Origin of the sequence: Bradyrhizobium sp. SZCCHNR1051, from assembly GCF_032489615.1 — a bacterium.
Lineage (GTDB): Bacteria > Pseudomonadota > Alphaproteobacteria > Rhizobiales > Xanthobacteraceae > Bradyrhizobium.
Genome location: NZ_JAUEYJ010000024.1, coordinates 134,068 through 155,837 on the forward strand (window position 1 = coordinate 134,068; position 21,770 = coordinate 155,837).

General features: G+C 65.3%; 19 protein-coding genes and 1 tRNA gene. 14 read left to right on the forward strand and 6 right to left on the reverse strand.

Going from position 1 to position 21,770, the window contains the following annotated elements:
* Positions 1-48 precede the first annotated feature (48 nt).
* Positions 49-585 (reverse strand): hypothetical protein, encoded by a 537-nt coding sequence (locus QW868_RS27045; protein WP_410051332.1) that lies wholly within the window; start codon positions 583-585, stop codon positions 49-51.
* A gap of 168 nt (positions 586-753) precedes the next feature.
* Between QW868_RS27045 and QW868_RS27050 the strand changes: the two genes are divergently transcribed.
* Positions 754-2,652 carry an acyltransferase family protein gene (locus QW868_RS27050; protein WP_316231948.1) on the forward strand — a complete coding sequence of 633 codons (1,899 nt, stop codon included), beginning with the start codon at positions 754-756 and terminating at the stop codon, positions 2,650-2,652.
* Between the two features lie 6 nt (positions 2,653-2,658).
* Here the strand turns inward: QW868_RS27050 and QW868_RS27055 are convergent, their stop codons facing one another.
* Positions 2,659-4,539: an acyltransferase family protein gene (locus tag QW868_RS27055; protein WP_316231949.1), complete on the reverse strand. Its 1,881-nt coding sequence runs from the start codon at positions 4,537-4,539 to the stop codon at positions 2,659-2,661.
* Between the two features lie 370 nt (positions 4,540-4,909).
* Here QW868_RS27055 and QW868_RS27060 point away from each other — a divergent pair, with 370 nt between their 5' ends.
* The 4 genes from QW868_RS27060 to QW868_RS27075 all read left to right on the forward strand — a co-directional run bounded on the left by QW868_RS27060 (position 4,910) and on the right by QW868_RS27075 (position 7,553).
* Positions 4,910-5,716, forward strand: a complete 807-nt coding sequence (locus QW868_RS27060; RefSeq protein ID WP_316231950.1) for a hypothetical protein — start codon at positions 4,910-4,912, stop codon at positions 5,714-5,716.
* Positions 5,717-5,874: 158 nt separating this feature from the next.
* Positions 5,875-6,495 carry a TMEM175 family protein gene (locus QW868_RS27065; RefSeq protein ID WP_315737549.1) on the forward strand — a complete coding sequence of 207 codons (621 nt, stop codon included), beginning with the start codon at positions 5,875-5,877 and terminating at the stop codon, positions 6,493-6,495.
* 417 nt (positions 6,496-6,912) lie between these two features.
* Positions 6,913-6,986 (forward strand) — tRNA-Gly (locus QW868_RS27070).
* Positions 6,987-7,085: 99 nt separating this feature from the next.
* Positions 7,086-7,553 (forward strand): hypothetical protein, encoded by a 468-nt coding sequence (locus tag QW868_RS27075; RefSeq protein ID WP_315737550.1) that lies wholly within the window; start codon positions 7,086-7,088, stop codon positions 7,551-7,553.
* 76 nt (positions 7,554-7,629) lie between these two features.
* On the opposite strand, the gene QW868_RS27080 is transcribed toward QW868_RS27075, so the two are convergent.
* From QW868_RS27080 to QW868_RS27090, 3 genes are all read right to left on the reverse strand, one after another.
* Positions 7,630-8,268 (reverse strand): hypothetical protein, encoded by a 639-nt coding sequence (locus QW868_RS27080; RefSeq protein WP_315737551.1) that lies wholly within the window; start codon positions 8,266-8,268, stop codon positions 7,630-7,632.
* Positions 8,269-8,409: 141 nt separating this feature from the next.
* Positions 8,410-8,733, reverse strand: coding sequence for a hypothetical protein (locus tag QW868_RS27085; RefSeq protein WP_315754125.1), 324 nt, complete (start codon positions 8,731-8,733; stop codon positions 8,410-8,412).
* An 83-nt stretch (positions 8,734-8,816) separates the two neighbouring features.
* Complete coding sequence (locus tag QW868_RS27090) at positions 8,817-9,773, reverse strand: LysR family transcriptional regulator (RefSeq protein ID WP_315737553.1); 957 nt, start codon at positions 9,771-9,773, stop codon at positions 8,817-8,819.
* A 108-nt stretch (positions 9,774-9,881) separates the two neighbouring features.
* Here QW868_RS27090 and QW868_RS27095 point away from each other — a divergent pair, with 108 nt between their 5' ends.
* The 8 genes from QW868_RS27095 to QW868_RS27130 all read left to right on the forward strand — a co-directional run bounded on the left by QW868_RS27095 (position 9,882) and on the right by QW868_RS27130 (position 19,106).
* On the forward strand, positions 9,882-10,763 hold the full coding sequence (locus QW868_RS27095) for an NAD(P)-dependent oxidoreductase (protein WP_315737554.1): 882 nt from the start codon (positions 9,882-9,884) through the stop codon (positions 10,761-10,763).
* 10 nt (positions 10,764-10,773) lie between these two features.
* Positions 10,774-12,303, forward strand: coding sequence for an aldehyde dehydrogenase family protein (locus tag QW868_RS27100; protein WP_316231951.1), 1,530 nt, complete (start codon positions 10,774-10,776; stop codon positions 12,301-12,303).
* Between the two features lie 75 nt (positions 12,304-12,378).
* A complete protein-coding gene (locus QW868_RS27105) occupies positions 12,379-13,335 on the forward strand; it encodes an N-carbamoyl-D-amino-acid hydrolase (RefSeq protein WP_316231952.1) in 957 nt (318 codons plus the stop codon).
* Positions 13,336-13,638: 303 nt separating this feature from the next.
* Complete coding sequence (locus QW868_RS27110; RefSeq protein ID WP_316231953.1) at positions 13,639-15,240, forward strand: ABC transporter substrate-binding protein; 1,602 nt, start codon at positions 13,639-13,641, stop codon at positions 15,238-15,240.
* 15 nt (positions 15,241-15,255) lie between these two features.
* Entirely contained in the window at positions 15,256-16,197 is a 942-nt protein-coding gene (locus QW868_RS27115) for an ABC transporter permease (protein WP_315737558.1), read from the forward strand.
* Positions 16,194-17,111 (forward strand): ABC transporter permease, encoded by a 918-nt coding sequence (locus tag QW868_RS27120; RefSeq protein WP_315754138.1) that lies wholly within the window; start codon positions 16,194-16,196, stop codon positions 17,109-17,111. The genes QW868_RS27115 and QW868_RS27120 overlap by 4 nt, the downstream gene beginning before the upstream one ends.
* Positions 17,112-17,145: 34 nt before the next feature.
* On the forward strand, positions 17,146-18,135 hold the full coding sequence (locus QW868_RS27125) for an ABC transporter ATP-binding protein (protein ID WP_316177228.1): 990 nt from the start codon (positions 17,146-17,148) through the stop codon (positions 18,133-18,135).
* Positions 18,132-19,106: an oligopeptide/dipeptide ABC transporter ATP-binding protein gene (locus QW868_RS27130; RefSeq protein ID WP_315737560.1), complete on the forward strand. Its 975-nt coding sequence runs from the start codon at positions 18,132-18,134 to the stop codon at positions 19,104-19,106. The genes QW868_RS27125 and QW868_RS27130 overlap by 4 nt, the downstream gene beginning before the upstream one ends.
* A 983-nt stretch (positions 19,107-20,089) precedes the next feature.
* Here the strand turns inward: QW868_RS27130 and QW868_RS27135 are convergent.
* On the reverse strand, positions 20,090-20,464 hold the full coding sequence (locus QW868_RS27135; RefSeq protein WP_315776652.1) for a hypothetical protein: 375 nt from the start codon (positions 20,462-20,464) through the stop codon (positions 20,090-20,092).
* A 667-nt stretch (positions 20,465-21,131) separates the two neighbouring features.
* Between QW868_RS27135 and QW868_RS27140 the strand changes: the two genes are divergently transcribed.
* Positions 21,132-21,770, forward strand: a 639-nt coding sequence (locus QW868_RS27140) for a cupin domain-containing protein (RefSeq protein ID WP_410051333.1), incomplete at its 3' end; no start/stop codon positions are given.

A 21,770-nucleotide genomic window follows, 5' to 3' on the forward strand; every position in this document is an offset into this window, starting at 1 on the left:
TGAGGTGGCCCTTTTCTCATGGAGGCGGCGTCGCCGATGCGCTGCGGCTCAGATCTTCTGCCCCGCCGGCCCGACGCCGACGTTGATCATGATCCGCTGCACTTCGGTGCGGCCCTGCGGGAACTTGACCTCGAGCGTGACCGTGTCGGTGCCGGCGAAGTCGGCCTTCGACTGATAGAAGGCGATGAAGCCCGGCACTTCCAGGGCGAGGCACTGCTTGTAGTTGGTCGCGCTGACCTTGCCGCGCTTGATCGTGACGGTGCCGTTGCCCGGCGCCGTCAGCAGACGGATGGAGGGAAGGGGGCCGGACGAGCAGTCGGGCTGGACGTTGAGATAGATCCCGACCTGGATCGGCTTGCCGGCGACGCCCTTGGCATTGCGTTCGACCGTGGTCTGAGCGGGACCGGGCGCGGGAGCAGGCGTCTGGGCTTGCGCCGCGGCTGAGGTGGCCGCCGCCAGCAGCGCCGCGACGGCTATTCCCGCGAACGCTGCCCGCCATTCTCCTCGCAACAGGTTCATCACCGTCCTCAGCCCCGCATGGTCCCTCAGCGCCGCCAGATTGCCGTATTCGAGCTGATCGTTCAACGGATTGCCGAACTTGCGGCCGACTTCAGCAAACTTCCTTCACGTCCGCCACGGCATCGCCGGCGCGGTGTCATCGGATGGGTCCGATGACGTCATGACTGTTTCCCGCTGTTGCCATTCGTGTCTGCGCAACTCGTCCGCCTCGAGGAATGCGCGGAGTGGACGACATTGGAACGCAGTCATCGGGCTGACATCGATGCCCTTCGGGCGATCGCTGTCGTCATCGTCATTCTCTTCCATCTGAAGATCACGGGTTTCGAGGCCGGCTATGCCGGCGTCGACATCTTCTTCGTCATCTCCGGCTATCTCATCACCGGGCAGATCCTGCGCGACGTCGCCGCGCAGCGGTTCTCGCTGTCGGAGTTCTATCTGCGCAGGGCACGGCGCATCCTGCCGGCGCTGGTCACGACGACAGCGGCGACGTTCGCGGTCGGCTGGCTGTTCCTGTCGCCGGAGGCCCTGCGCCAGCTCGCCAAGGAGGCGACCCACGGGCTGCTCTCCATCGCCAACATCCAATATTGGCGCGAGGCCAGCGCCTATTTCGCGCCGAGCGCGGATCAGTTGCCGCTGCTGCATTTGTGGTCGCTGTCGGCGGAGGTTCAATTCTACGCGCTGGCGCCGCTGCTCCTGATGTGGGCCGGTACGCGTCGGCATGTGTTCCGTGCCATTGCCGCGATCGGGTTGTTGTCCTTTGCCGCGACCGCACTCTGGTTGCCGCGCGATCCAGAGGCCGTGTTCTTCCTGACGCCGTTCCGGGTGTTCGAATTCGCGCTCGGCGCGCTCGCCATTCCGCTCGAGGCCCGCCTGGCAGCGTCGCCGCGCGCACGCCTGCTCGCCGCCGCCTGTGGCGATGTCGTCCTGGCCGGCAGCCTCCTCGTGATCGGCCGCTATCAGTCCCTTGCGGGCGTCGCCGCGCTGCTGCCCTGCATCGCCACCGCTGTCATCATCGCGGCCAACGCGCCGACATCGCTGGTGATGGTCCGCCCGGTTCGCGTCGTCGGCGCCGCCTCCTATTCGCTGTATCTCGTGCACTGGCCAGTGATCTTCTTCGTCCGCTTCATCTTCGGCGATGCGGCGCAGACCGCGGCGGGACTGGCGGCGCAGCTCGCGCTGATGGCGGTGCTGACCACGCTGACGTTCGTCATCGTCGAGCGGCCGCTGCGGCGGCTGCCGTGGCCGAGGGGCGCGCAGGTGGCGAGCTTTGCGACCGTGCTCATCGTCGGTGCCGCGCTCACCCATGTGACGTTCCGCGCCAATGGCGTCGTGTCGCGACTGCCCGACGACCAGCTCGCGCTGTTCCAGCTGCAGGGCTTCGGCCTCAACAAATGCGGCCGCACCTTCGGCCGTCTCTGCGCGTTCGGCGATCTCGACGGCACGCGCGGCGTCGAGCTGCTCGGCGATTCCTATGTCCAGCAATATGTCGCCGCGCTCGATGCGACGCTGAAGGCGCGCGGCATGATCGGGCACGTCTCCACCATGAGCGGATGTCCCACCCTCGCCGGGCTCACCGCGGAGGGACCTCGGGCCCAGGTGTGCGCAGAGTTGCGCGACAGCGAGCTGCCGCGGATCCGGCAGTCGCAGGCCGATTTCGTGGTGATCGGGCAGGCGTGGCAGCATTATCTCGATCTCGGCGATGGGCCGGCAGCGCAGGCCCGCAACGCCGCGGTCGCCGCTCATCTTGCCGAGACGATCCGTCTGCTCGACCGGCCGGGCCGGCATTTCCTCGTCGTCGGCGGCCAGGTCCGTCCGGTGAATTGCGCCTTCGATCAGCTACGCATGCTGCCGGGGCCGCGCTGGCATGCGCCCGCCAAGCCGTGCGATGCCGTGCCGAAGGGCGAGGCGGTGGCGACCAACCGCATCATCGATGCCGTCCTGTCGGAGGCGATCAGGCCGTTGGCCAAGGTGACGCTGCTCAGGCCCTCGGAGGTCTATTGCGACCAGGATTGCCCGGTCGTGGAGGGTGGCGTGTGGCTGTTCCAGGATGCCGGCCATTTCACCGTGGCAGGGGCCCAGCGCATGGGCGAGCGCGCCGCGCCGGTGTTCGCGAGGTTCTTGTCGGACGATTAGGTGGCGCTATTCGCTCTTGGGCGCGAAGGGCGCGAGTGTGGGCGAGGCCGCGACGATGCGCGCGGCGGCAAGCTCGGACCCTTGTGCGGTGAAATGGCCGTCGTCCCAGGCAAGCGGTGCGCCGCTGGATGTCTGCAGAACGCAATCCTTGCCGGGGCAGAGAAGAGTGAGCAGCGACACGTAGTCGGTCTGCGGGAAGTCCTTTAGCAGGGCTTGCAGAAAGCCGTCGATGCCGCTGAACGTATCCAACATGTGCCCGTCCGGGGAGATGCCGAAGCGTGATGCCGCGATGAGGAGATCCGGCAGTGGACGATCGAATTGCGGGCTCGGCCCGATCACCACCACGCGGCTGCCGGCCCGCGTGATCGCGTTGATCGTGGCGAGCAGGTTCTCGCGTGCGGTGGGCGCCATGGCCGTGCGCGTCCAGTTGCCAGACAGGATCACGATGTCGGGCGCGAGAGCGCGCACCAGTCCGGGCAGCCGGCCATTGAAGTCGGCGCAGGCGGCCGATTGTCCCGGCTCGTCGTGGGGAACGCATTGCGCTAGCGTCGCGCGCAACAGCGTAGCCTGAGGCAGCGCGCGCTTCAGGCCGTGAGCGAGGTGTGCGGCATGGCTGTCGCCCCACAGCAGGATGTTGGGGCGCGTCCCTTCGGCGAGGCAGGCAGGCTGCAACATGTCGAACGTCTGGCCCGGGTAGAGAAAGCAGGTCCCCTCCTCATAGACGGTCTTGTGGTCGTAGCTGAGGAAGTCGACCAAGGCCCGCTGCTGCGGCGAGAAGCGCGCGGGGAAACCCGCGGACCAGATCATGATCGCGCAGGCCCCGATCGCGGTCGCGCCGATCGCCATGAGCGCACGTGCGGTGACCGGCCATGCGGCACGTCGGGCGGGCTGCTCGATCAGATAGAAGCTCGTCAGCGCCAGCGTTGCGCAGGCGCCGAGCAGCGCGAGCTTGTCCATGATCGAGCTCGGCGGGCCCCAGATGGCGGCCGCGAACGAGACCACTGGCCAGTGCCAGAGGTAGAGCGAGTAGGACCACAGCCCGACCATGATCATCGGCTTGAAGGCCGTCAGCACGGCCTTGCTCGGGGTGGGATTGGCCCAGATCACTGCGGCCGCTCCGAGGCAGGGCAGCAGCGCGGCGACGCCGGGATAGGGCGTGCGCGGCGAGAACACGTTGGCGGAGGCGCCGAGCGCGATCCATCCCAGCGCGGCCACCGCGATCCTCATCCACTGACCGCGGAGTGCCGGAACGGACTCGACGGCAAGCAGCGCGCCAAGCGCGAGCTGCCAGGCGCGCGCCGGTAGCAGATAGAACGCGGCCGCCGGCTGGATCCGGGTCTGGACCACGCAGAGCAGGAGCGAGACCGCGCAGACGGCGCCGAGGCTCGCCAGCATCAGCGAGCGACGGAGTGCAAAGACGGCCAGCGCCAGCGCTGGAAACAGCAGATAATACTGCTCCTCGACGCCAAGCGACCAGGTGTGGAGCAGCGGCTTGGTGATGGCCGCGGCGTCAAAATAGCCCTGTTGCAACCAGAACAGGATGTTGGAGCAGAAGGTCAGGACGGCCAGCGCCTGATGGGCGGTTGACACCGTCTCTCGCGGCAGCTGGATCAGGCTCGCACCGAGCAGTGTGGCGCAGACCATCGCGAACGCCGCGGGCAGGATGCGCCGGGCGCGGCGCCGGTAGAAGGCCGCGAACGAGAACGTGCCGGCCTGCGCCTCGGCATGAATGATCCGCGTGATGAGGAAGCCCGAGATGACGAAGAACACGTCAACGCCGACATAGCCGCTGCGGAACGGCGAGATGTCGTAATGGAACGCGATCACCGACGTGACCGCGAAGGCACGTAGGCAGTCGATGTCGGGACGATAGTCAGTCGAACTCAAGATGGCCGTCCGCAAGCTCGTATGCGCTGCCGTCTTGAATGGCCGAGCCGCGGCGCGTGCGACGGACCCTGGCACGCTCCAATTGCAACTGCAATGCGGGACGCCAAACACTGTCCGGTCGTGCAAACAGGACACAATGCCATCGAATTGACATCGCAGCGGGAATCCGCGGCTTGCCTTCACAGACTTGCCTCAATGGCGTGATGGCCTTGTCGGAGTTCATGCGTCGAGCGAGCGTGTCATGCGTACATTGGGGCGGAAGGCCGGCCGGGCCGGATTGTTGTGCGGCGTTGTTCTATTTCAGATTGTAGTTGGCGGTTCGCTTGCGCGAAGCGCCGAGCCGGGCGGCTCCTCACCATCCGCAGGCGAGGTGGCCAAGGATCAGGGCAAGGACAGCGGGCCGTTCGGCGGATGCGAGCCGATCGGGTTGACGGCGTCGGGCGAGCTGGTGTTCCCGCTGGAATGCAAGAAACTGATCAAGAAGCCGGCCGAGGCGCCCGTTGCCGAGGACAAGATCCCTGCAGACGACAAGACCGCGTCGGTCAATCCCGGACCGTCCGTTCCGAGCCAGGCTGCCAGCGCCGACATTTCGGCCGGTCCCGAGGTCAAGCCTGCCGCGGCTGCGGAGGCGGCAGCGACGACATCCACCGCCTCGGCTGAGCCGAAGCAGGCCGCAGTTACGGACAAGCAGGATGCGGCTCCGAAGGCCGCCGCAGCAGAGCCAGTCGCCGGCAAGCCGTCCCTGACCAAGCCGTCCGTGAAATCGCCGTCGACGGCGGCAGCAGCGACCAAGCCGTCCTCTGCCAAGCCGTCCTCTGCCAAGCCGTCCTCCGCCAAGACGGCCGCGGCCAATCCGCCCGCGACGACGCCATCCCCAGCCAGGGCCTCATCGGGCAAGCCGTCATCCGGCAAGGCGGCCCAGGCGCAGGCCGTTGTGGTCGCCGTCAGGGATGCAGCGGTCAAGGATGGCGGCAGGACATCGCGCATGGTCGCCAGCCGGCCGATGATCGTGATGGCGAGGCCTGCGGCCGCAACCCCGACCGCGGCCCGGCTGCATCCGGAGGACAAGCCCCGGCTGCGCACAGCGGGTGTGCCGGCCTGCGTCCAGTTCCGCAGCTACAACCCGGCGACGCGCAGCTATCGCGGCTTCGATGGCCACATCTATGCGTGCCGGTGAGGGCTGACGCTCGATCGCCGATTGTGGTCTGGAGGGTGGCGAGTGAAGTGACCGCTGCCGCCCAAGGGCGGCAGCGAGGTCGGGCGGTGCGGCGCCGGAGCTGCTATAGAACGTGAGTCTTTATCTCCGTTCCCCGCCGCGGTCGCTTCCGATTCGACATGACAGAGCCTCAGTCCCACCTGTTCGAGATGCGCCGGCTGGAATCGCTGTCCAACACCATCTTCGGTGTGGCGATGACGCTTCTCGCCTACGACCTGCCGAAGCCCAATTTCGCGCATATGCCCGGCTGGATCGACCTGGCGCATACCTATTCCGGCCGTCTCGCCGGGCTGGTCCTCAGCTTCATCATCGCCGGCGTGTTCTGGATCAGCCACCACCGGCGGCTGGCCCGGCAGCCGTTTGCGGGCCGGCCCGTGGTCATCCTGAATCTGTTCTTCCTGTTGTCGATCGTGCTGCTGCCGGTGACCAACGGGCTCTACGGCGGCTACAGGCTGAGCAGCGCGGTGGCCGTCCTCTATGGCCTGCATCTGACGATCATTGCGTCGCTGAACGCCGCGCTGTGGTGGCTCGCGCTTCCAAGCGGCCGCCATGCCGAGATCGCCGGCGCGATCTTTCCCGTCATCGTGTTCGTGCCGGGCATCGTGATCGCAGCGCTTGCACCGGAGTACGTGCAGTATTTCTGGATGCTCGGCTTCGGCGGCTTCCTGGCGCGGCGGTTCGTCCGCAGTGAGCCGGCGCCCCCGGCACCGTCCGCCGGGGAACGGGCGGAGGTGCCATAAAAAACGCGGCGAGCCGTGAGACCCGCCGCGCTTCCGTTCTTGAACTCGCTGGTCCAGGGCCGAGACCGCCCCATTGCCAAGCCGCGATGGCGCAATCCGCTGACGAATCACGCCCTTAAACGTCGCTCATGAAGAGCCGCTCAGCGGGCGATCCCAGCGAGGTGACAGCGCTTGGTGAAAGACACTGGATCACCTCCTTTCGTTGTTGATGGTCACGCCAATATAGGACGGTCCGGCCGGCGAGGGTAGGGGGCAGATTACGGAACCGGGCCGCCGCCGGCGTGCCGCGGTCTCGGTGTCGCGCGCTGCCATCGCTTCGGGCCGTTCCATCAGGCCAGATCCGGGACCCATCCGCTTCGAAACCCCGCCCCGAAGAGGTTGAGACCCGCCGCGGACCATGTTAGGGAACGCCGAGATGCGGGTGTAGCTCAATGGTAGAGCAGCAGCCTTCCAAGCTGAATACGAGGGTTCGATTCCCTTCACCCGCTCCAGTATTTTCAGCCACTTAGCCAAAGGTAGGTTCTCTTTGGTGGCAAGTATGGTGGCAACCATTTTACCTGACGATTCATTTTCAAATAGAACACTGATCCATGAGAATCATGCTGGACAGTAATGTGCATGATCTGGTTGCGGCCGATCAGGTTGTGATCGGAGCGATTCAGGAGCGCATCGCGGACGGTCAATTGACGCTCGTTAGCACCCACGTTCAGCGCGATGAGCTGTCGCTGGCTCCAGAGCCGAAGCGCGCTGCTTTGTTGGAGATATACGGACTGGCTGGGAAGGTATCGACAACCGGCGCAATTTGGGACGTTTCAGAGTGGGATGAATGCAGTTGGGGCCGCAATGCAGTCAACGCCTCAATCGTCGCGCACATGGCAGGAAATACGAAGCACGCGGAAGACGCGCTGATAGCTGCAACGGCTGCGGACGAGTCTGATGTTTTGGTAACAAACGAAACCCGGCTCGCCGCAAGAATTCATCGCGCCGGGTTTTCGGTCAAGGTTTGGTCGTGGAGTGAATTCGTCGGGTGGTTGACTGTTTGCCGGCCCGAACTGTGACCTCTTACTTGTTAGCCGTCACCACCGCTGCGTCAACGCCAGCCAGCATGACGCCGCACTAGATTTGGCCTGGTCGCTACGAACTCCACGTCAGCCCTTTAGCTGGTAGCCAACCTTCCCAATCCGGAGGCAGTTGGGAATAGCTCGCTTGTCTTCTGTAGCTCCCAACGACGGGTATCAGGTTGTCGCAGGAGCAGAACTTGTCGACGACAGCTTCCTTGATGGCATGAGCGGCTCTCTTTCCCAGTCTGGCTTCTTCGCTGCGGAACCTTGTCCAAAGCAAGACTTCGATGAACTCATGGACGAGAACGCTGTTGAAATCCAATCCCTTCATTTCCGGATAGCTTACGACCAACCGCGGCGCCATCGATGCGCCATTGTGCGACCCGCCCGGACCAAACTTGGTGACATGGACGCGCACGACCTTTGGCAACTGTCGCGTAAGCTGCGCAACGAAATCGGAAGCAAATCGATCCTCCACCCGCCGCCATGGCTGCACGACGCGCTCCAAACTGGCGCCCGGCAAGTCGTGACGCACGATCGCGTCGCGCAGTCTCTCATCTGAAAACTGAGCTATACCTTGCTCGATCTCCGCTTTGAGTGCATCTGGCCAGGTCACATCATATTTCTCGGTTCGAAAGAATTCGAGATTTCCAAGTTGGAAGCGGACGTGTGAGGCCTCGTCTTCGATCGTTGAAGAAAAGCGGAACTCCATGATGGCTACCTTCGTGAAACGCCAGTTGAACGACCGTCGACCGGAGCCGACGTGCCCCGATGCAAGGGTTCAATTCCCTTTATTTCAAATATTTCCAGCTCCGAGAAGCCGTTGCAGCGTCGGTCACATTGGCCGAATCGCCTAGTCGCAAGAGACGCGGTTGCCCATCCGTCGGCACGTCCTGCCGTCGCTGAAATAGGTCGTGTTTCCGATCGTATGCGCCGACGTGCCGTCGCTGTAGTAGGTGTGGTTGCCGATCTGCTGCGAGCTACTGCCGTCGTTGTTGTAGGTGAAGCGCCCGATCTGCTGTGACGAGGAGCCGTCGTTCCAATAGGTGTTGTTGCCGATCCGCTGCCCCGAGGTCCCGTCGTCGCACAGGATCTGGTTGCCGATGAACTGGCAGGTCTCGGCCTGGGCCGCTGTCGCCGCCCACAGGCCGAACGCGATCGCGAGAACGTTGCGCATGAGGTCGATTCCCGAGGTTGCAACATCCAATCGCAACCCACGTGCGAGCGCAACGGAAAACGATCCGCGGTGATCTGCGCGGATCAACGTCCGGCGCCGCGCGTCCTGGTCTTGCCGGCGGCTCCGCCGACCCGGAACGCCCGCATCTGGCCACTCAGGAAGCGCAGCAGGTGACCGGCGGCATGCGGCAGCTCGCGGCCGCGCCGGGTGATGACGCAGGCTTCGCTCGAGGCCAGCAGGCGGTTGTCGACCGGCACGGCAGCGAGTGAGCCGTCGGCAAGATCGGCGGCGATCGAGAAGGCGGGCAAGAGCGTCAGGCCGAGGCCGCTCTTGACGAAGTGGCGGAGCACGTTGATCGAGCTGGTGGTCAGCTTCGGCGACAGAGCGATACGTTCGGCGGCCTCCGCCATCGCCACGATCTGGCGCGTGCCGTAGCTCGGATGCATCAGTCCGAGCGGGTGGTCGGCGAGCTCGCGCAGGCGCAAGGGACGGCCGAGCCGCGCCAGCGCGTGATCCGGCGGCATGATCGCGCACAGCGGCTGCCGGCTCGCGGTGGCGATCCGGATGCGGGGATCGGCGCCCGGATTGAACACCAGCCCGATGTGATGGCGATCCTCGGCAACGGCATTGACGACCTCGTTGGTGCCGGCGAGATCGAACGCCATGGTGAGGTCGGGATGGCGCTGCCAGAACCGGCCGAGCGGGCCGGACATCAGGTCGCTGACGAAACCCTCACCGAGCACGATGTCGACATGGCCGCGCTTGAGGCCCTGCAGTTCGCGCAACTTCGCGACGGTGTCGGCCTGGTCGGCCTGCCATTGTCGGAAGCGCTCGACCAGCAGCGCGCCGGCCTCGGTGGCGCGGATGCCGCGGCTGAGCCGCTCGAGCAGGGTCAGGCCGAGCTCCTTCTCCAGCAGTGCGATCTGCCGGCTGATCACCGACGCGTTGACGTCGAGCGCTTCCGCGGCGGCGCGTACCGAGCCGAGGCGGATCGCCTCGTGCAGATAGTGCAGGCGGTGGTGATCGAGCAGGGCGGACATGGCTTCGGAAACTGTTGACCTCAGGGCAACACTAGCGGCGGAGGGCGCTGATGTCTGCTCCGGATTGGTGCGGCTACGCTGCCGAGGCAAATCCTGGCAGGAGGCCACGTGACGGCGATCGGCATCATCGGACTTGGCAAGATGGGGCGCGGCATGGCGCTGACGCTGAAGGGCGCCGGCTTTGCCGTCACCGGCTATGACGCGCTCGCCGCGACGCGCGCGGCGCTGGCGGCCGAGGGCATCGCGATTGCCGACGGCATTGGCGGCGTGATCGCCGCCGCCGACATCGTCATCCTGTCGCTGCCGACCGCCGGCATCGTCGCCGATGTCGTGGAGGGCGCCGGCGGCATCCTCGCGCAGGCCAGGGCCGGTGTCATCATCGTCGACACCTCGACCTCGCATCCCGAGACCTCGCGCCGGCTCGCAGCCCTTCTCAAGGCGCGCGGCATGGGCTTCGTCGATGCGCCCGTCAGCGGCGGACCGAAGGGCGCGGCGAGCGGCACGATGACCATGGTGATCGGCGCCGACGACGCGGATCTGGCGCGTGTGATGCCGGTGCTGGATCGCATGAGCGCCAAGCGCGTCCATGTCGGCGGCGTCGGCGCCGGCAACGTCGCCAAGATCGTCAACAATCTCCTCTGCGCCGCGCACCTGCTCACCGCCGCGGAGGCGCTGCGCATCGCCGATGCGGCGGGCGTCGATGCCGAGCGGCTGCTGGAAGGTCTGAATGCCGGCTCGGGCCGCTCCGGCGTCACGCTCGTCAACGTGCCCAATTGGATTCTCAACGGCGCCTTCGATTCCGGCTTCACCATGCAGCTGATGCGCAAGGACGTCAGGCTCGCGGCGCAGCTCATCGGTGAGCTCGGACTGTCGCTGCCGATGGCCGCCGACACCGCGCGCATCTGGGCGGACAGCGCCGCCAGCATTGCCGACACTGATGATTTCAACCGCATCGTCGAGCTGCGGCTCGGTTCGATGGCGAAGCCGTGAGCCTGCCGCCATGACCCATTTCATCGATCCCCGCCTGCGCGCCGCGACGCTACCGTTCTGGCCTGACTTGGAGGCCGTTGGCTCCCATGTCGGCGGTGACCTCATCGTCGGCGATGGCGCGACGGTCTCGGTGAATGATCCCGCCACCGGCAGATTGCTGTTCACCTATGCCGATGCCGGGGCCGATGTGGCGGCCAAGGCGGCGGCAGCTGCTGTGGCGGGGCAGGCGGAGTGGGCGAATCTGACCGCCGCGGGCCGCGGCCGCGTGATGCAGGCGGTGGCACGGGCGATCCTCGCAGCGGCCGAGCCGCTGGCGCATCTGGAATCACTGTCCGCCGGCAAGCCGATCCGCGACACCAGGGGCGAAGTCGCCAAGGTCGCGGAGATGTTCGAGTACTATGCCGGCTGGGCCGACAAATTCCACGGCGACGTCATCCCGGTGCCTTCGAGCCATCTCAACTACACGCGTCGCGAGCCGATGGGCGTGGTGCTGCAGATCACGCCGTGGAACGCGCCAGTCTTCACCGCGGGCTGGCAAATCGCGCCCGCCATCAGCATGGGCAACGCCGTGCTGCTCAAGCCCTCGGAGCTGACGCCGCTGACGTCGCTGGCGCTGGCAAGCATCGCCGAACGCGCGGGCCTGCCGAAGGGCGTCGTCAACGTGCTCGCGGGTTTCGGCCACACCACGGGGCAGGCGGCGCTGGCGCAGCCTGCGGTCAAAAAGGTCGTGTTTGTCGGTTCGGTGCCGACCGGGCGGCTGATCGGCGAGGCTGCGGCGCGCAGGCTGTTGCCGTCGGTGCTCGAGCTCGGCGGCAAGTCCGCCAACATCGTGTTCGCCGATGCCGATCTCGAACGCGCCGCCGTCGGCGCGCAGGCCGCGATCTTCGGCGGCGCCGGACAGAGCTGCGTCGCCGGCTCCAGGCTGCTGGTGCAGGGCGCGGTCTATGACCGCTTCGTCGATCTGGTCGCGAAAGGCGCGGCGAAGATCAGATGCGGCGATCCGCTGTCGGCGGACACCGAGATCGGTCCGATCAACAACGCCAAGCAATATGATCACGTGCTGTCGATGATCCGTGAAGGCGCGGCCGAGGGGGCCGAGGTCGTCGCTGGCGCAACTGGCGTGGCGCAGGACGGCGGATATTTCGTCAAGCCGACCGTGCTCAAGAACGTCACCAACGCCATGGGCATCGCGCGCAAGGAGGTGTTCGGTCCGGTCGTCGCCGCGATCCGCTTCGACACCGAGGCGGAGGCGATCGCGATCGCCAATGATAGCGAGTTCGGCCTCGCGGGCGCGGTGTGGACCAGGGATGTCGCGCGCGCGCATCGCGTCGCAGCACAGGTCAAGGCCGGGACGTTCTGGATCAACGCCTACAAGACCATCAACGTCGCCTCGCCGTTCGGCGGCTACAACAACAGCGGCCATGGCCGCTCCTCCGGCGTCGAGGCGCTCTACGAATACACGCAGGTGAAGAGCGTGTGGGTCGAGACCGCGGCCGAGCCGGCCGTGGCGTTCGGCTACGCGCCGGGCTTGCGCGATTGAGCCGGCATGGCATGATCGGTGCAAGAGCTGCGCGCCACGGAACGATCACTTAGTTCCGAAATAAGGAACGGAAACATGCCGCGCTTCGTCAACGTTGCCATTGGTCAGCTCGGCCCGATTGCCAAGAACGAAACACGCACCGCGGTGGTTGCGCGACTGATGGCGTTGATGCGGCAGGCGCACGCCAATGGCTGCGACCTGATCGTCTATCCCGAGCTGGCGCTGACGACGTTCTTCCCGCGCTGGTACATGGCCGATCAGGCCGAGATCGACCTCTATTTCGAGCGCGAGATGCCGGGGCCGGAGACGCAGGCCTTGTTCGCGCTCGCAAAGGATCTGCGCATCGGCTTCTGCCTGGGTTACGCCGAGCTGACGGTCGAAGACGACATCGTGCACCGCTACAACACGGCCATTCTCGTCGACAAGACCGGCGCGATCGTCTCGAAATACCGCAAGGTGCATCTGCCGGGACATGCCGAGCACGAGCCGTGGCGCAAGTTCCAACATCTGGAAAAGCGGTATTTCGAGCCGGGCAAAAGTTTCGGCGTCGCCAGCGCCTTTGGCGGCGTCATCGGCATGGCGATCTGCAACGACCGCCGCTGGCCCGAGACCTATCGCGTGATGGGGCTGCAGGGCGTCGAGATGGTGCTGATCGGCTACAACACGCCGGTGCACAATCCGCCCGCACCGGAGCATGACGACCTTTCGCTGTTCCACAACCGCCTGGTGATGCAGTCCGGTGCCTATCAGAACAGCACCTGGGTGATCGGCGTCGCCAAGGGCGGCATCGAGGAGGGCATCGACCACATCGCCGGCAGCTGCATCATCGCACCCTCGGGCGAGATCGTGGCGGCCTGCGCCACCAAGGGCGACGAGATCGCGCTGGCGCGCTGTGACCTCGATTTGTGCAGATCCTATAAGCAGACGATCTTCAATTTCGACGTCCACCGCCAGCCGCAAGCCTATGGCATGATCGTCGAACGCAAGGGCGAGCGGCTGATGGCGGATGGCTCGCCGGTGCGCAAGCCGTGATGCGGCCAGCTGGCACACTGCGTAGGGTGGGCAAAGGCGCAGCCGTGCTGTTTCCAAATGTGAGACCGCAATGGCGCCGTGTGCACCGTCTTGCGGCGGAGTGTGCGGCGCGATGGTGGGCACGGCGCCACGGTGACCTCGGACGTGGAGGGATTATCGCATCGCCTTTGCCCACCCTACGGCACCTGCGCCCTTGCGCCTCATGCCTCATTTGCGTTCAAATGAATCCCCTTCGCGCGCATGGCATGGGCCTTGCTTACAATTTCGGCAATTGAACTCAGGCAAGTTGCATCAGGAGAGAACATGGATCGCAGAACGGTATTGAAGGGATTGGCGGGCGCGAGTGGCTTGGCGCTGACGGGGTTTGCGGCGCCGGCGATCGCACAAGGCGCTGCCGCGCGCACCTTGCGTTTTGTGCCGCAGGCCAATCTCGCCAATTTCGATCCGATCTGGGGCACGCAATATGTCGTGCGCAACGCGGCCGCGATGGTGTGGGATACGCTGTACGGCATCGACGACCAGTTCGTGCCGCAGCGCCAGATGGTGGAATCCGAGCAGGTGTCCGACGACGGCCTGACCTGGACCTTCAAGCTGCGTCCCGGCCTGAAATTCCACGACGGCGAGCCGGTGCTCGCCAAGGACGTCGTCGCCAGCCTCACGCGCTGGTCGGCGCGCGATCCGATGGGGCTGATGCTGAAGGCGCTGCAGAACGAGCTCACGGCCGTCGACGACAAGACCTTCAAATGGGTGTTGAAGCAGCCCTATCCGAAGATGCTGTTCGCGCTCGGCAAGGGCAATGCGCCCTGCGCCTTCATCATGCCCGAGCGCATTGCGCAGACCGACCCGTTCAAGCAGATGTCGGAATATGTCGGTTCTGGCCCGTTCAAGTTCGTCAAGGGCGAGTGGGTGCCGGGCGCCAAGGCCGTGTTCGAGAAGTTCACCGACTACGTGCCGCGCCAGGAGAAGCCGGTGTGGCTCGCCGGCGGCAAGCAGGTGCTGGTCGATCGCGTCGAATGGGTGATCATGCCGGATCCCGCGACCGCGGCCGCCGCGTTGCAGAACGGCGAGGTCGACTGGTGGGAGAACCCGATCACCGATCTCGTGCCGGTGCTGAAGGGCAACAAGAACATCGGCGTCGACATCGGCGATCCCTTGGGCAATGTCGGCTCGTTCCGCATGAACCACCTGCATGCGCCGTTCAACAACGTGAAGGCGCGCCAGGCGATCCTGATGGCGATGAGCCAGGAAGATTATATGCGCGCTCTGGTCGGCGACGACAACGCGCTGTGGAAGCCGCTGCCCGGCTTCTTCACGCCGGACACGCCGCTCTATACCGAGGCGGGCGGCGACATCCTCAAAGGCAAACGCGATTTCGCGGCGGCCAAGAAGCTGCTCGAGGAGGCCGGCTATAAGGGTGAGCCGATCACCTGCGTCGTCGCGCAGGACCAGCCGATCACCAAGGCGTTCGGCGACGTTACCGCCGATCTCCTGAAGAAGCTCGGCATGACCGTCGACTTCGTCGCCACCGATTGGGGCACCGTCGGCGCCCGCCGCGCGCAGAAGACGCCGCCTTCGCAAGGCGGCTGGCACATGTTCCACACCTGGCACGCAGGCGCCGACTGCATCAACCCGGCCGCCTACACCGCGCTGCGCGCCAATGGCGACAAGGCCTGGTTCGGCTGGCCGACCAGCGAGCCCGTGGAAAAGGAGATCACCAACTGGTTCGCCGCCAAGTCGCTCGACGAGGAGAAGGCGGTTGCCGCGCGCATCAACAAGGCCGCGCTCGACGACGTCGTGTTCGCGCCGACCGGCTTCTTCCTCGGCTACACCGCGTGGCGCAAGAACGTCTCCGGCGTGACCAAGGGGCCGATCCCGCTGTTCTGGGGCGTGTCGAAGACGGCGTAAAGCGAAAGACGTCTCATGCTCGCTTATGCGCTCCGACGAGTCCTGTCGACGCTGCCGGTGATGGCGATCGTCGCGCTGTTCGTCTTCAGCCTGCTGTACATCGCGCCGGGCGATCCGGCCGTTGTCATCGCAGGCGACCAGGCGAGTCCGGCCGACGTCGAGCGCATCCGCGCCAATCTCGGACTGGACCAGCCATTTCTGGTCCAGTTCGGCAGCTGGGTATGGCGTCTGCTGCACTTCGATCTGGGCACCTCGATCTTCACCAACCTGCCGGTGTCGGCCCTGATCGCCCAGCGGATCGAGCCGACCTTGTCACTGATGATGGTGACTTTGGTCCTCACCATCATCGTCGCGGTGCCGCTCGGCGTCATCGCTGCGTGGAAGGCAGGGACCTGGATCGACCGCATCATCATGGCCTTTGCCGTGTTCGGCTTCTCGGTGCCGGTGTTCGTGGTCGGCTACATCCTGGCCTACGTGTTCGCGCTGAAGTTCGACTGGCTTCCGGTGCAGGGCTACACGCCGCTGGCCCAAGGCGTCTGGCCGTGGCTGCAGAACCTGATCCTGCCCGCGATCGCGCTCGGCTGCGTCTACATCGCGTTGATCGCGCGCATCACCCGCGCCGCCATGCTCGAGGTGCTGCAGCAGGACTATATCCGCACCGCCCGCGCCAAGGGGCTGGGGCAGGGCGGCATCCTGTTCATTCATGCGCTGAAGAATGCCGCGGTGCCGATCGTCACCGTGGTCGGCATCGGCATCGCGCTTCTGATCGGCGGCGCCGTCGTCACCGAGAGCGTGTTCGCGATCCCTGGTCTCGGCCGGCTCACCATCGATGCCATCCTGCGCCGTGACTATCCGGTGATCCAGGGCATCGTGCTGCTGTTCAGCTTCGTCTACGTGCTCGTCAATCTCCTGATCGACATCACCTACACCCTGGTCGACCCGAGGATCCGCTATTGACCGCCACGACATCCACATCGCCGCCGCCGGGCCTCGTCCTCGCGCCTGTTCTGCCCGACCTGATGGTTGCGCCGAAGATCCGGCGCGGCGCCATCGGCTTCCTGCGCAACCATCCGACGGTGGCGATCGGCGGCGCACTGCTGCTTCTGCTCGTCATCATCGGCGTGTTCGCGCCATTCCTCTTCACCGTCGATCCCACCGCGATCGCGCCGGCCAAGCGCACGCGGCTGCCGTCGGCGGATTTCTGGTTCGGCACCGATGCGCTCGGCCGCGACATCTATTCCCGCGTGCTCTATGGCACCCGTGTCTCGCTCACGGTTGGCCTCGCGGTGGCGCTTGGCGCCTCCTTGATCGGGCTGACCATCGGCCTCGTCGCCGGCTTCGTGCGCTGGGCCGACGGCGTGCTGATGCGCTGCATGGACGGGCTGATGTCGATCCCGCCGATCTTGCTGGCGGTGGCGCTGATGGCGCTGACGCGCGGCAGCGTCGGCAACGTCATCCTCGCCATCACCATCGCCGAGATCCCGCGCGTGGCGCGGCTGGTGCGCGGCGTCGTGCTGTCGTTGCGAGAGCAGCCCTATGTCGATGGCGCCGTCGCCTCGGGCACGCGCACGCCGATGGTCATCCTGCGCCACATCCTGCCGAACACGACCGCGCCGATGCTGGTGCAGGCGACGTATATCTGCGCCAGCGCCATGATCACCGAGGCCATCCTCTCCTTCATCGGCGCCGGCACGCCGCCGACCATCCCGTCCTGGGGCAACATCATGGCCGAAGGCCGCGCGCTGTGGCAGGTCAAGCCCTACATCGTGTTCTTCCCGGCGGCGTTCCTGTCGGTGACGGTGCTCGCGGTAAATCTCGTCGGCGACGGCCTGCGCGACGCGCTCGACCCGCGCATGGCGAAGAGTCCATGAGCAGCGCAGTCAGAGATCGCCGGGAGCTCAAATGATGCCATTGCTCGAGGTCGAGAACCTGCAGGTTCATTTCCGCACCCCCACCGGCATCAACCGCGCCGTCGACGGCGTGTCGTTCCACGTCAATCCCGGCGAGACGCTCGCCATCGTCGGTGAATCCGGCTGCGGCAAGTCGGTCACGTCGATGTCGATGATGCGCCTGATCCCGGAGCCGCCCGGCAAGATCGCCGGCTCCATCCGCCTCGAGGGCCGGGAGATCCTGACGCTCTCCGACCGCGAAATGCGCAGCCTTCGCGGCAACGACATCTCGATGATCTTCCAGGAGCCGATGACCAGCCTCAACCCCGTGCTCACCGTCGGCCGCCAGATCGGCGAGACCTTGCGGCTGCATCAGGGGCTCGACCAGGCGCAGGCGGAAGCGCGCGCGGTGGAGATGCTGACCCTGGTCGGCATCCCTGAGCCGGCACGGCGCGTGCGCGAATATCCGCACCAGCTGTCGGGCGGCATGCGCCAGCGTGTGATGATCGCGATGGCGCTGGCCTGCAATCCAAAGCTCCTGATCGCGGACGAGCCGACCACCGCGCTCGACGTCACCATCCAGGCGCAGATCCTCAAGCTGATGCTGGAACTGAAGCAGCGCGTCGGCGCCGCGATCATCCTGATCACCCATGATCTCGGCGTCGTCGCCGAGGTCGCCGAGCGGGTGATGGTGATGTATGCCGGCCGCAAGGTCGAAGAAGCGCCGGTGAGGGAGCTGTTCCGCAGCCCCCGCCATCCCTACACGCAGGGCCTGCTCGGCGCGCTGCCCAAGCTCGGCTCGTCGCTATCGGGCGAGATCAAGCGGCTCGCGGAGATTCCCGGCCAGGTGCCGGACCTCAAGCAGCGCATCGAGGGCTGCGTGTTCGCCGGCCGCTGCGCGCTCGCCACCGATGTGTGCCGGCAATATGCGCCGGGGCTGGAGCAGAAGGCGCCGCACCACATCGCTGCCTGTCACTTCGCCGCCAAGGAGCAGGCCGCCGCATGAGCGCTCCGTTGCTGCAGGTCAACGACCTCAAGAAGCATTTTCCGATCCGCAGCGGCCTGTTCGGCCGAGCCAAGAGCCGGGTGCACGCCGTCGACGGCGTGTCGTTCGAGATCGCGCGCGGCGAGACCCTGTCGCTGGTCGGCGAATCCGGCTGCGGCAAGTCGACCGTCGGCCGCGCCATCCTGCGGCTGTTCGACATCACGGCCGGACAGATCGTGCTCGACGGCCTGCGCATCGACGATCTCGGCCCGCACCGCCTGCGCGAGATGCGCCGCCGCGTGCAGGTCGTGTTCCAGGATCCGTTCTCCAGCCTCAATCCGCGGATGCGCATCCGCGACATCCTCGCCGAGCCGATCAACAATTTCGGCCTCGCCAAGACTGCGGCCGAGCGCGATGCGCGCATTGCCGAGCTGATGGAGATCGTCCGGCTGCCGCGCGACGCCGTGAACCGCCGCCCGCACGAATTCTCCGGCGGCCAGCGCCAGCGCATCGGCATTGCACGCGCGCTCGCCGCCAAGCCCGACCTGATCGTTTGTGACGAGGCGGTGTCGGCGCTCGACGTCTCCGTCAAGGCGCAGATCGTCAACCTGCTGCAGGATTTGCAGCGCGAGTTCGGCCTCGCGCTCCTCTTCATCAGCCACGACCTCGCCATCGTCGAGCACATGACGCACCGCGTCGCCGTGATGTATCTCGGCCGCATCGTCGAGCTCGCCCCGCGCCGCCAGATCTTCGCGTCCCCCGGCCATCCCTACACCAGGGCGCTTCTCTCAGCCGTCCCAATTCCCGAGCCCGGCGCCGAGCGCACCCCGATCATTCTCAAGGGCGATGTTCCCAGCCCCGTCAACCCGCCCAAGGGCTGCCGCTTCAACACCCGCTGCCCGCTCGCATTCGACCGCTGCCGAGTGGAGGCGCCCGAGCTGCGTCTGAAGGGCGAGGACCAGTGGGTGGCGTGCCATCTGGAGAATGTGTAGTTGTAGTCGTGTAGGCGCTACGCGGCGAAAGCCGCGCAGCGACGTGCCCACCGCCCGGTGCGAATGACAGCTTGATGCACGGGACCGTCGCGCCAATCGTCGTTGCAAGCGCAGCGAAGCAATCCAGAATCGTCCCGCGGCGGCAGTCTGGATTGCTTCATTGCGCGCGCCATGACGGGGGAGAGATGGTGCGCTTCTCGCGCGGATCTGGCGGATCTGTCTGGGTGCGGCGCGTAGCCCGCATGAGCGATAGCCGGCGCGCGGGACGCGCGTCGGCGCCAGCGACATGCGGGGTCTCACGTGCCGTGTCGGTGAACCCGGATGTCGCTGCGCTCATCCGGGCTACGTGACGACTGATCCGCGTCTCCGCTCTCCCGCCAACCTCCGTTGTCGTCCCGAGCAAGCCACGACGGCGCGAAGCGGCGGCGGGGCGCCGACCCGGGACCTATCCTCCGTAAAGGCCGTTGGGCTGCGGACGTCGGGCCATCTCATGTCACCAATCCCCCGTGGTTATGGGTCCCTGCGTACGCCGGGAAGACAGCGGAGTTTTGGGAGGCTGCGAGACTCTGCGGCGAGCGGCCGCGATGCGCGTGGGGGACCCTGGGACCCATCGGCCGCACCGGCCTCGTCAATCGACGGCACGCGGCCCCGTCTCCAGCGGTGGAAGGCGGCATCGCTGCGCCGCGTGCCGGCGCTGCACCCCATGTTTGAGGAACGGTACCACAGCCGTGCCCGGTTCCGACCAGCCGTCGGCTCACCGGGGTACGGCCTCGGCCGCTTTAGGCTGCAAGCGATCGACTGAATTTCGTCCAATAGAACGTCGCAAAGCGCGATCTGCGACAACAGGGTGGCCTCTGTCGATTGGAGCGACGTCGGCCGATCGAGGCGCAGCTTTGCTGCGCGGAGTCTACTTAGCGATTTCAATACAGCCTGATTGGACAGGTCGCCGCTTCGAATATCGGTCATTTTTTTCTGCACCACGACTACACCAGACCCGTCGCATCAGGACCGATTTGGTTCAAAGCAATCGGTATGCCACGAAGGGGGCCGGGAGCGGACAACTCGACCTTGCGGATCCCTTCGGCGTCTGCAAAGCAGCGCCCAGGGACATCAATTGGCGGTTTGCAGTCGGTTCCGAATTTAGAACCTGGCACGTTGAGTTGACGATTTGCGTGCCTGATTGGCAACTTATCGCTTTTGGTCGAGCGATTGGCGACCTGCTGATAACGTATTGCAGTCGTGCCAGACTGGAAGATGATCGCTGTGCCCGGCGAGGGGATGACCTGGTGCACTGCCACTGAACTGGTAATCCCTACAAGATAAGTAATAGAATGCAACGTGACCGTCTTGATAAGCATGATAAGGACTCACTTCATATCGCCTCATATCGACAGGCGTGTGGACGTTGCCAGGCTCGCGTTGTGACAAGGTCATAAGTTCATCGCTTCGGTGACCTGCTTTGCAATATCGAGTATCTCAAGCGCCCAGCGTCGACGGTTGGGCGGCGCTTGTCTTGATCACCTGATCCCCATTCCCTCAAAGCCGTCGAGCAGCACGCGAACGACGCCCGCTCAAGCTTGAGAGCCAATCATGAGGACTGTGTCCCATAGGAAACGTGAGACACTGGCGGTGTGTCAGTGGGCAGGATGATCACCGCCTCGTCCAGCACGGACCTCATGAGTTCCACGTCGTCGGGCTGAAATACTGGTCCCGTGCCGCCACGTTCGTCTCCTCTCTTGCGGCCGCAGAGAAGACCTGCGGCCTGTTCATCTCAACGAGATTGAAGCGCGTCGCGCAGCGATTTTGAAGTCATTCTCAAGTCCAGTCTCTGCAAACTTTGCTCAGAATTAGCTGCATCACTAGCCAATTACCCTTTCGAATTAACATGTGAGAAACGGGAACCTGATGGAACTGCGGCGCCTGCCGCCTGACGAAAGTGTTTCGGAGGTTGACTTGGATCAGCCCCGAAGACGTACGCTCCAATATTTTGGCAAAAGCCATATAAGAGTGGGGACCGATCCTCCGATGAACCTCGACCGATCCGTGAGCCTGCTGAGCCGCGCTCCCGTCATTCGTACAGACGATCCGGAGGCGATGGAGCACGCGTTGCGTACGGTCTACGGGGCAACTGGATTCGCAGTCTCCAACGCAGATGGCTTCCAGGGGGTGGGCAACTACCTTCAGCTTGCGAGCATCGGCCTCGGCTTTTGTGCATATGGCGGCGCAAGGTCAGTCGTCGAGTTCCCGGAGAGCGACTTCGCGCGCCTGCAAATTGGCCTTAAAGGCAGCGCTGTGACCATTCTGAATGGCACGGCGATCGCGGTAACCGAGCGGCAGTCCTGCATAGTTGCGCCGGGCGAGCCCAACAAGATTGTGTTCGAGCCAGGTTATGAGCAGCTCATTCTTCGAATAAGCGCGAGGGCGTTGGAGCAGACATTGACGACGCTGCTCGGTGCAAAGCCAGCCGGTGTCCTCAAGTTTGATCCCATAGCGGCTGCGGTGCAGCCGAACGCTCTGGTCTTGCGCGATCTGGCGATGTTCCTCGCTCATCAGTTGGATGCGGCGGCGACAGAGCTGCCACGCACGGTGCTCGTCGAACTGGAGCAGGCTCTCATCGTTTCCTTCCTGTCGGCTCACCGCCACAATTTCAGCGAGCTGTTGGAG

Coding starts and splice junctions, on each gene's coding strand:
- QW868_RS27065 (WP_315737549.1), top strand. CDS start 5,875: ATGACAGAGCCTCAGTCCCACCTGTTCGAGATGCGCCGGCTGGAATCG.
- QW868_RS27075 (WP_315737550.1), top strand. CDS start 7,086: ATGAGAATCATGCTGGACAGTAATGTGCATGATCTGGTTGCGGCCGAT.
- QW868_RS27080 (WP_315737551.1), bottom strand. CDS start 8,268: ATGGAGTTCCGCTTTTCTTCAACGATCGAAGACGAGGCCTCACACGTC.
- QW868_RS27085 (WP_315754125.1), bottom strand. CDS start 8,733: ATGCGCAACGTTCTCGCGATCGCGTTCGGCCTGTGGGCGGCGACAGCG.
- QW868_RS27090 (WP_315737553.1), bottom strand. CDS start 9,773: ATGTCCGCCCTGCTCGATCACCACCGCCTGCACTATCTGCACGAGGCG.
- QW868_RS27100 (WP_316231951.1), top strand. CDS start 10,774: ATGACCCATTTCATCGATCCCCGCCTGCGCGCCGCGACGCTACCGTTC.
- QW868_RS27105 (WP_316231952.1), top strand. CDS start 12,379: ATGCCGCGCTTCGTCAACGTTGCCATTGGTCAGCTCGGCCCGATTGCC.
- QW868_RS27110 (WP_316231953.1), top strand. CDS start 13,639: ATGGATCGCAGAACGGTATTGAAGGGATTGGCGGGCGCGAGTGGCTTG.
- QW868_RS27115 (WP_315737558.1), top strand. CDS start 15,256: ATGCTCGCTTATGCGCTCCGACGAGTCCTGTCGACGCTGCCGGTGATG.
- QW868_RS27125 (WP_316177228.1), top strand. CDS start 17,146: ATGCCATTGCTCGAGGTCGAGAACCTGCAGGTTCATTTCCGCACCCCC.
- QW868_RS27130 (WP_315737560.1), top strand. CDS start 18,132: ATGAGCGCTCCGTTGCTGCAGGTCAACGACCTCAAGAAGCATTTTCCG.
- QW868_RS27135 (WP_315776652.1), bottom strand. CDS start 20,464: ATGCTTATCAAGACGGTCACGTTGCATTCTATTACTTATCTTGTAGGG.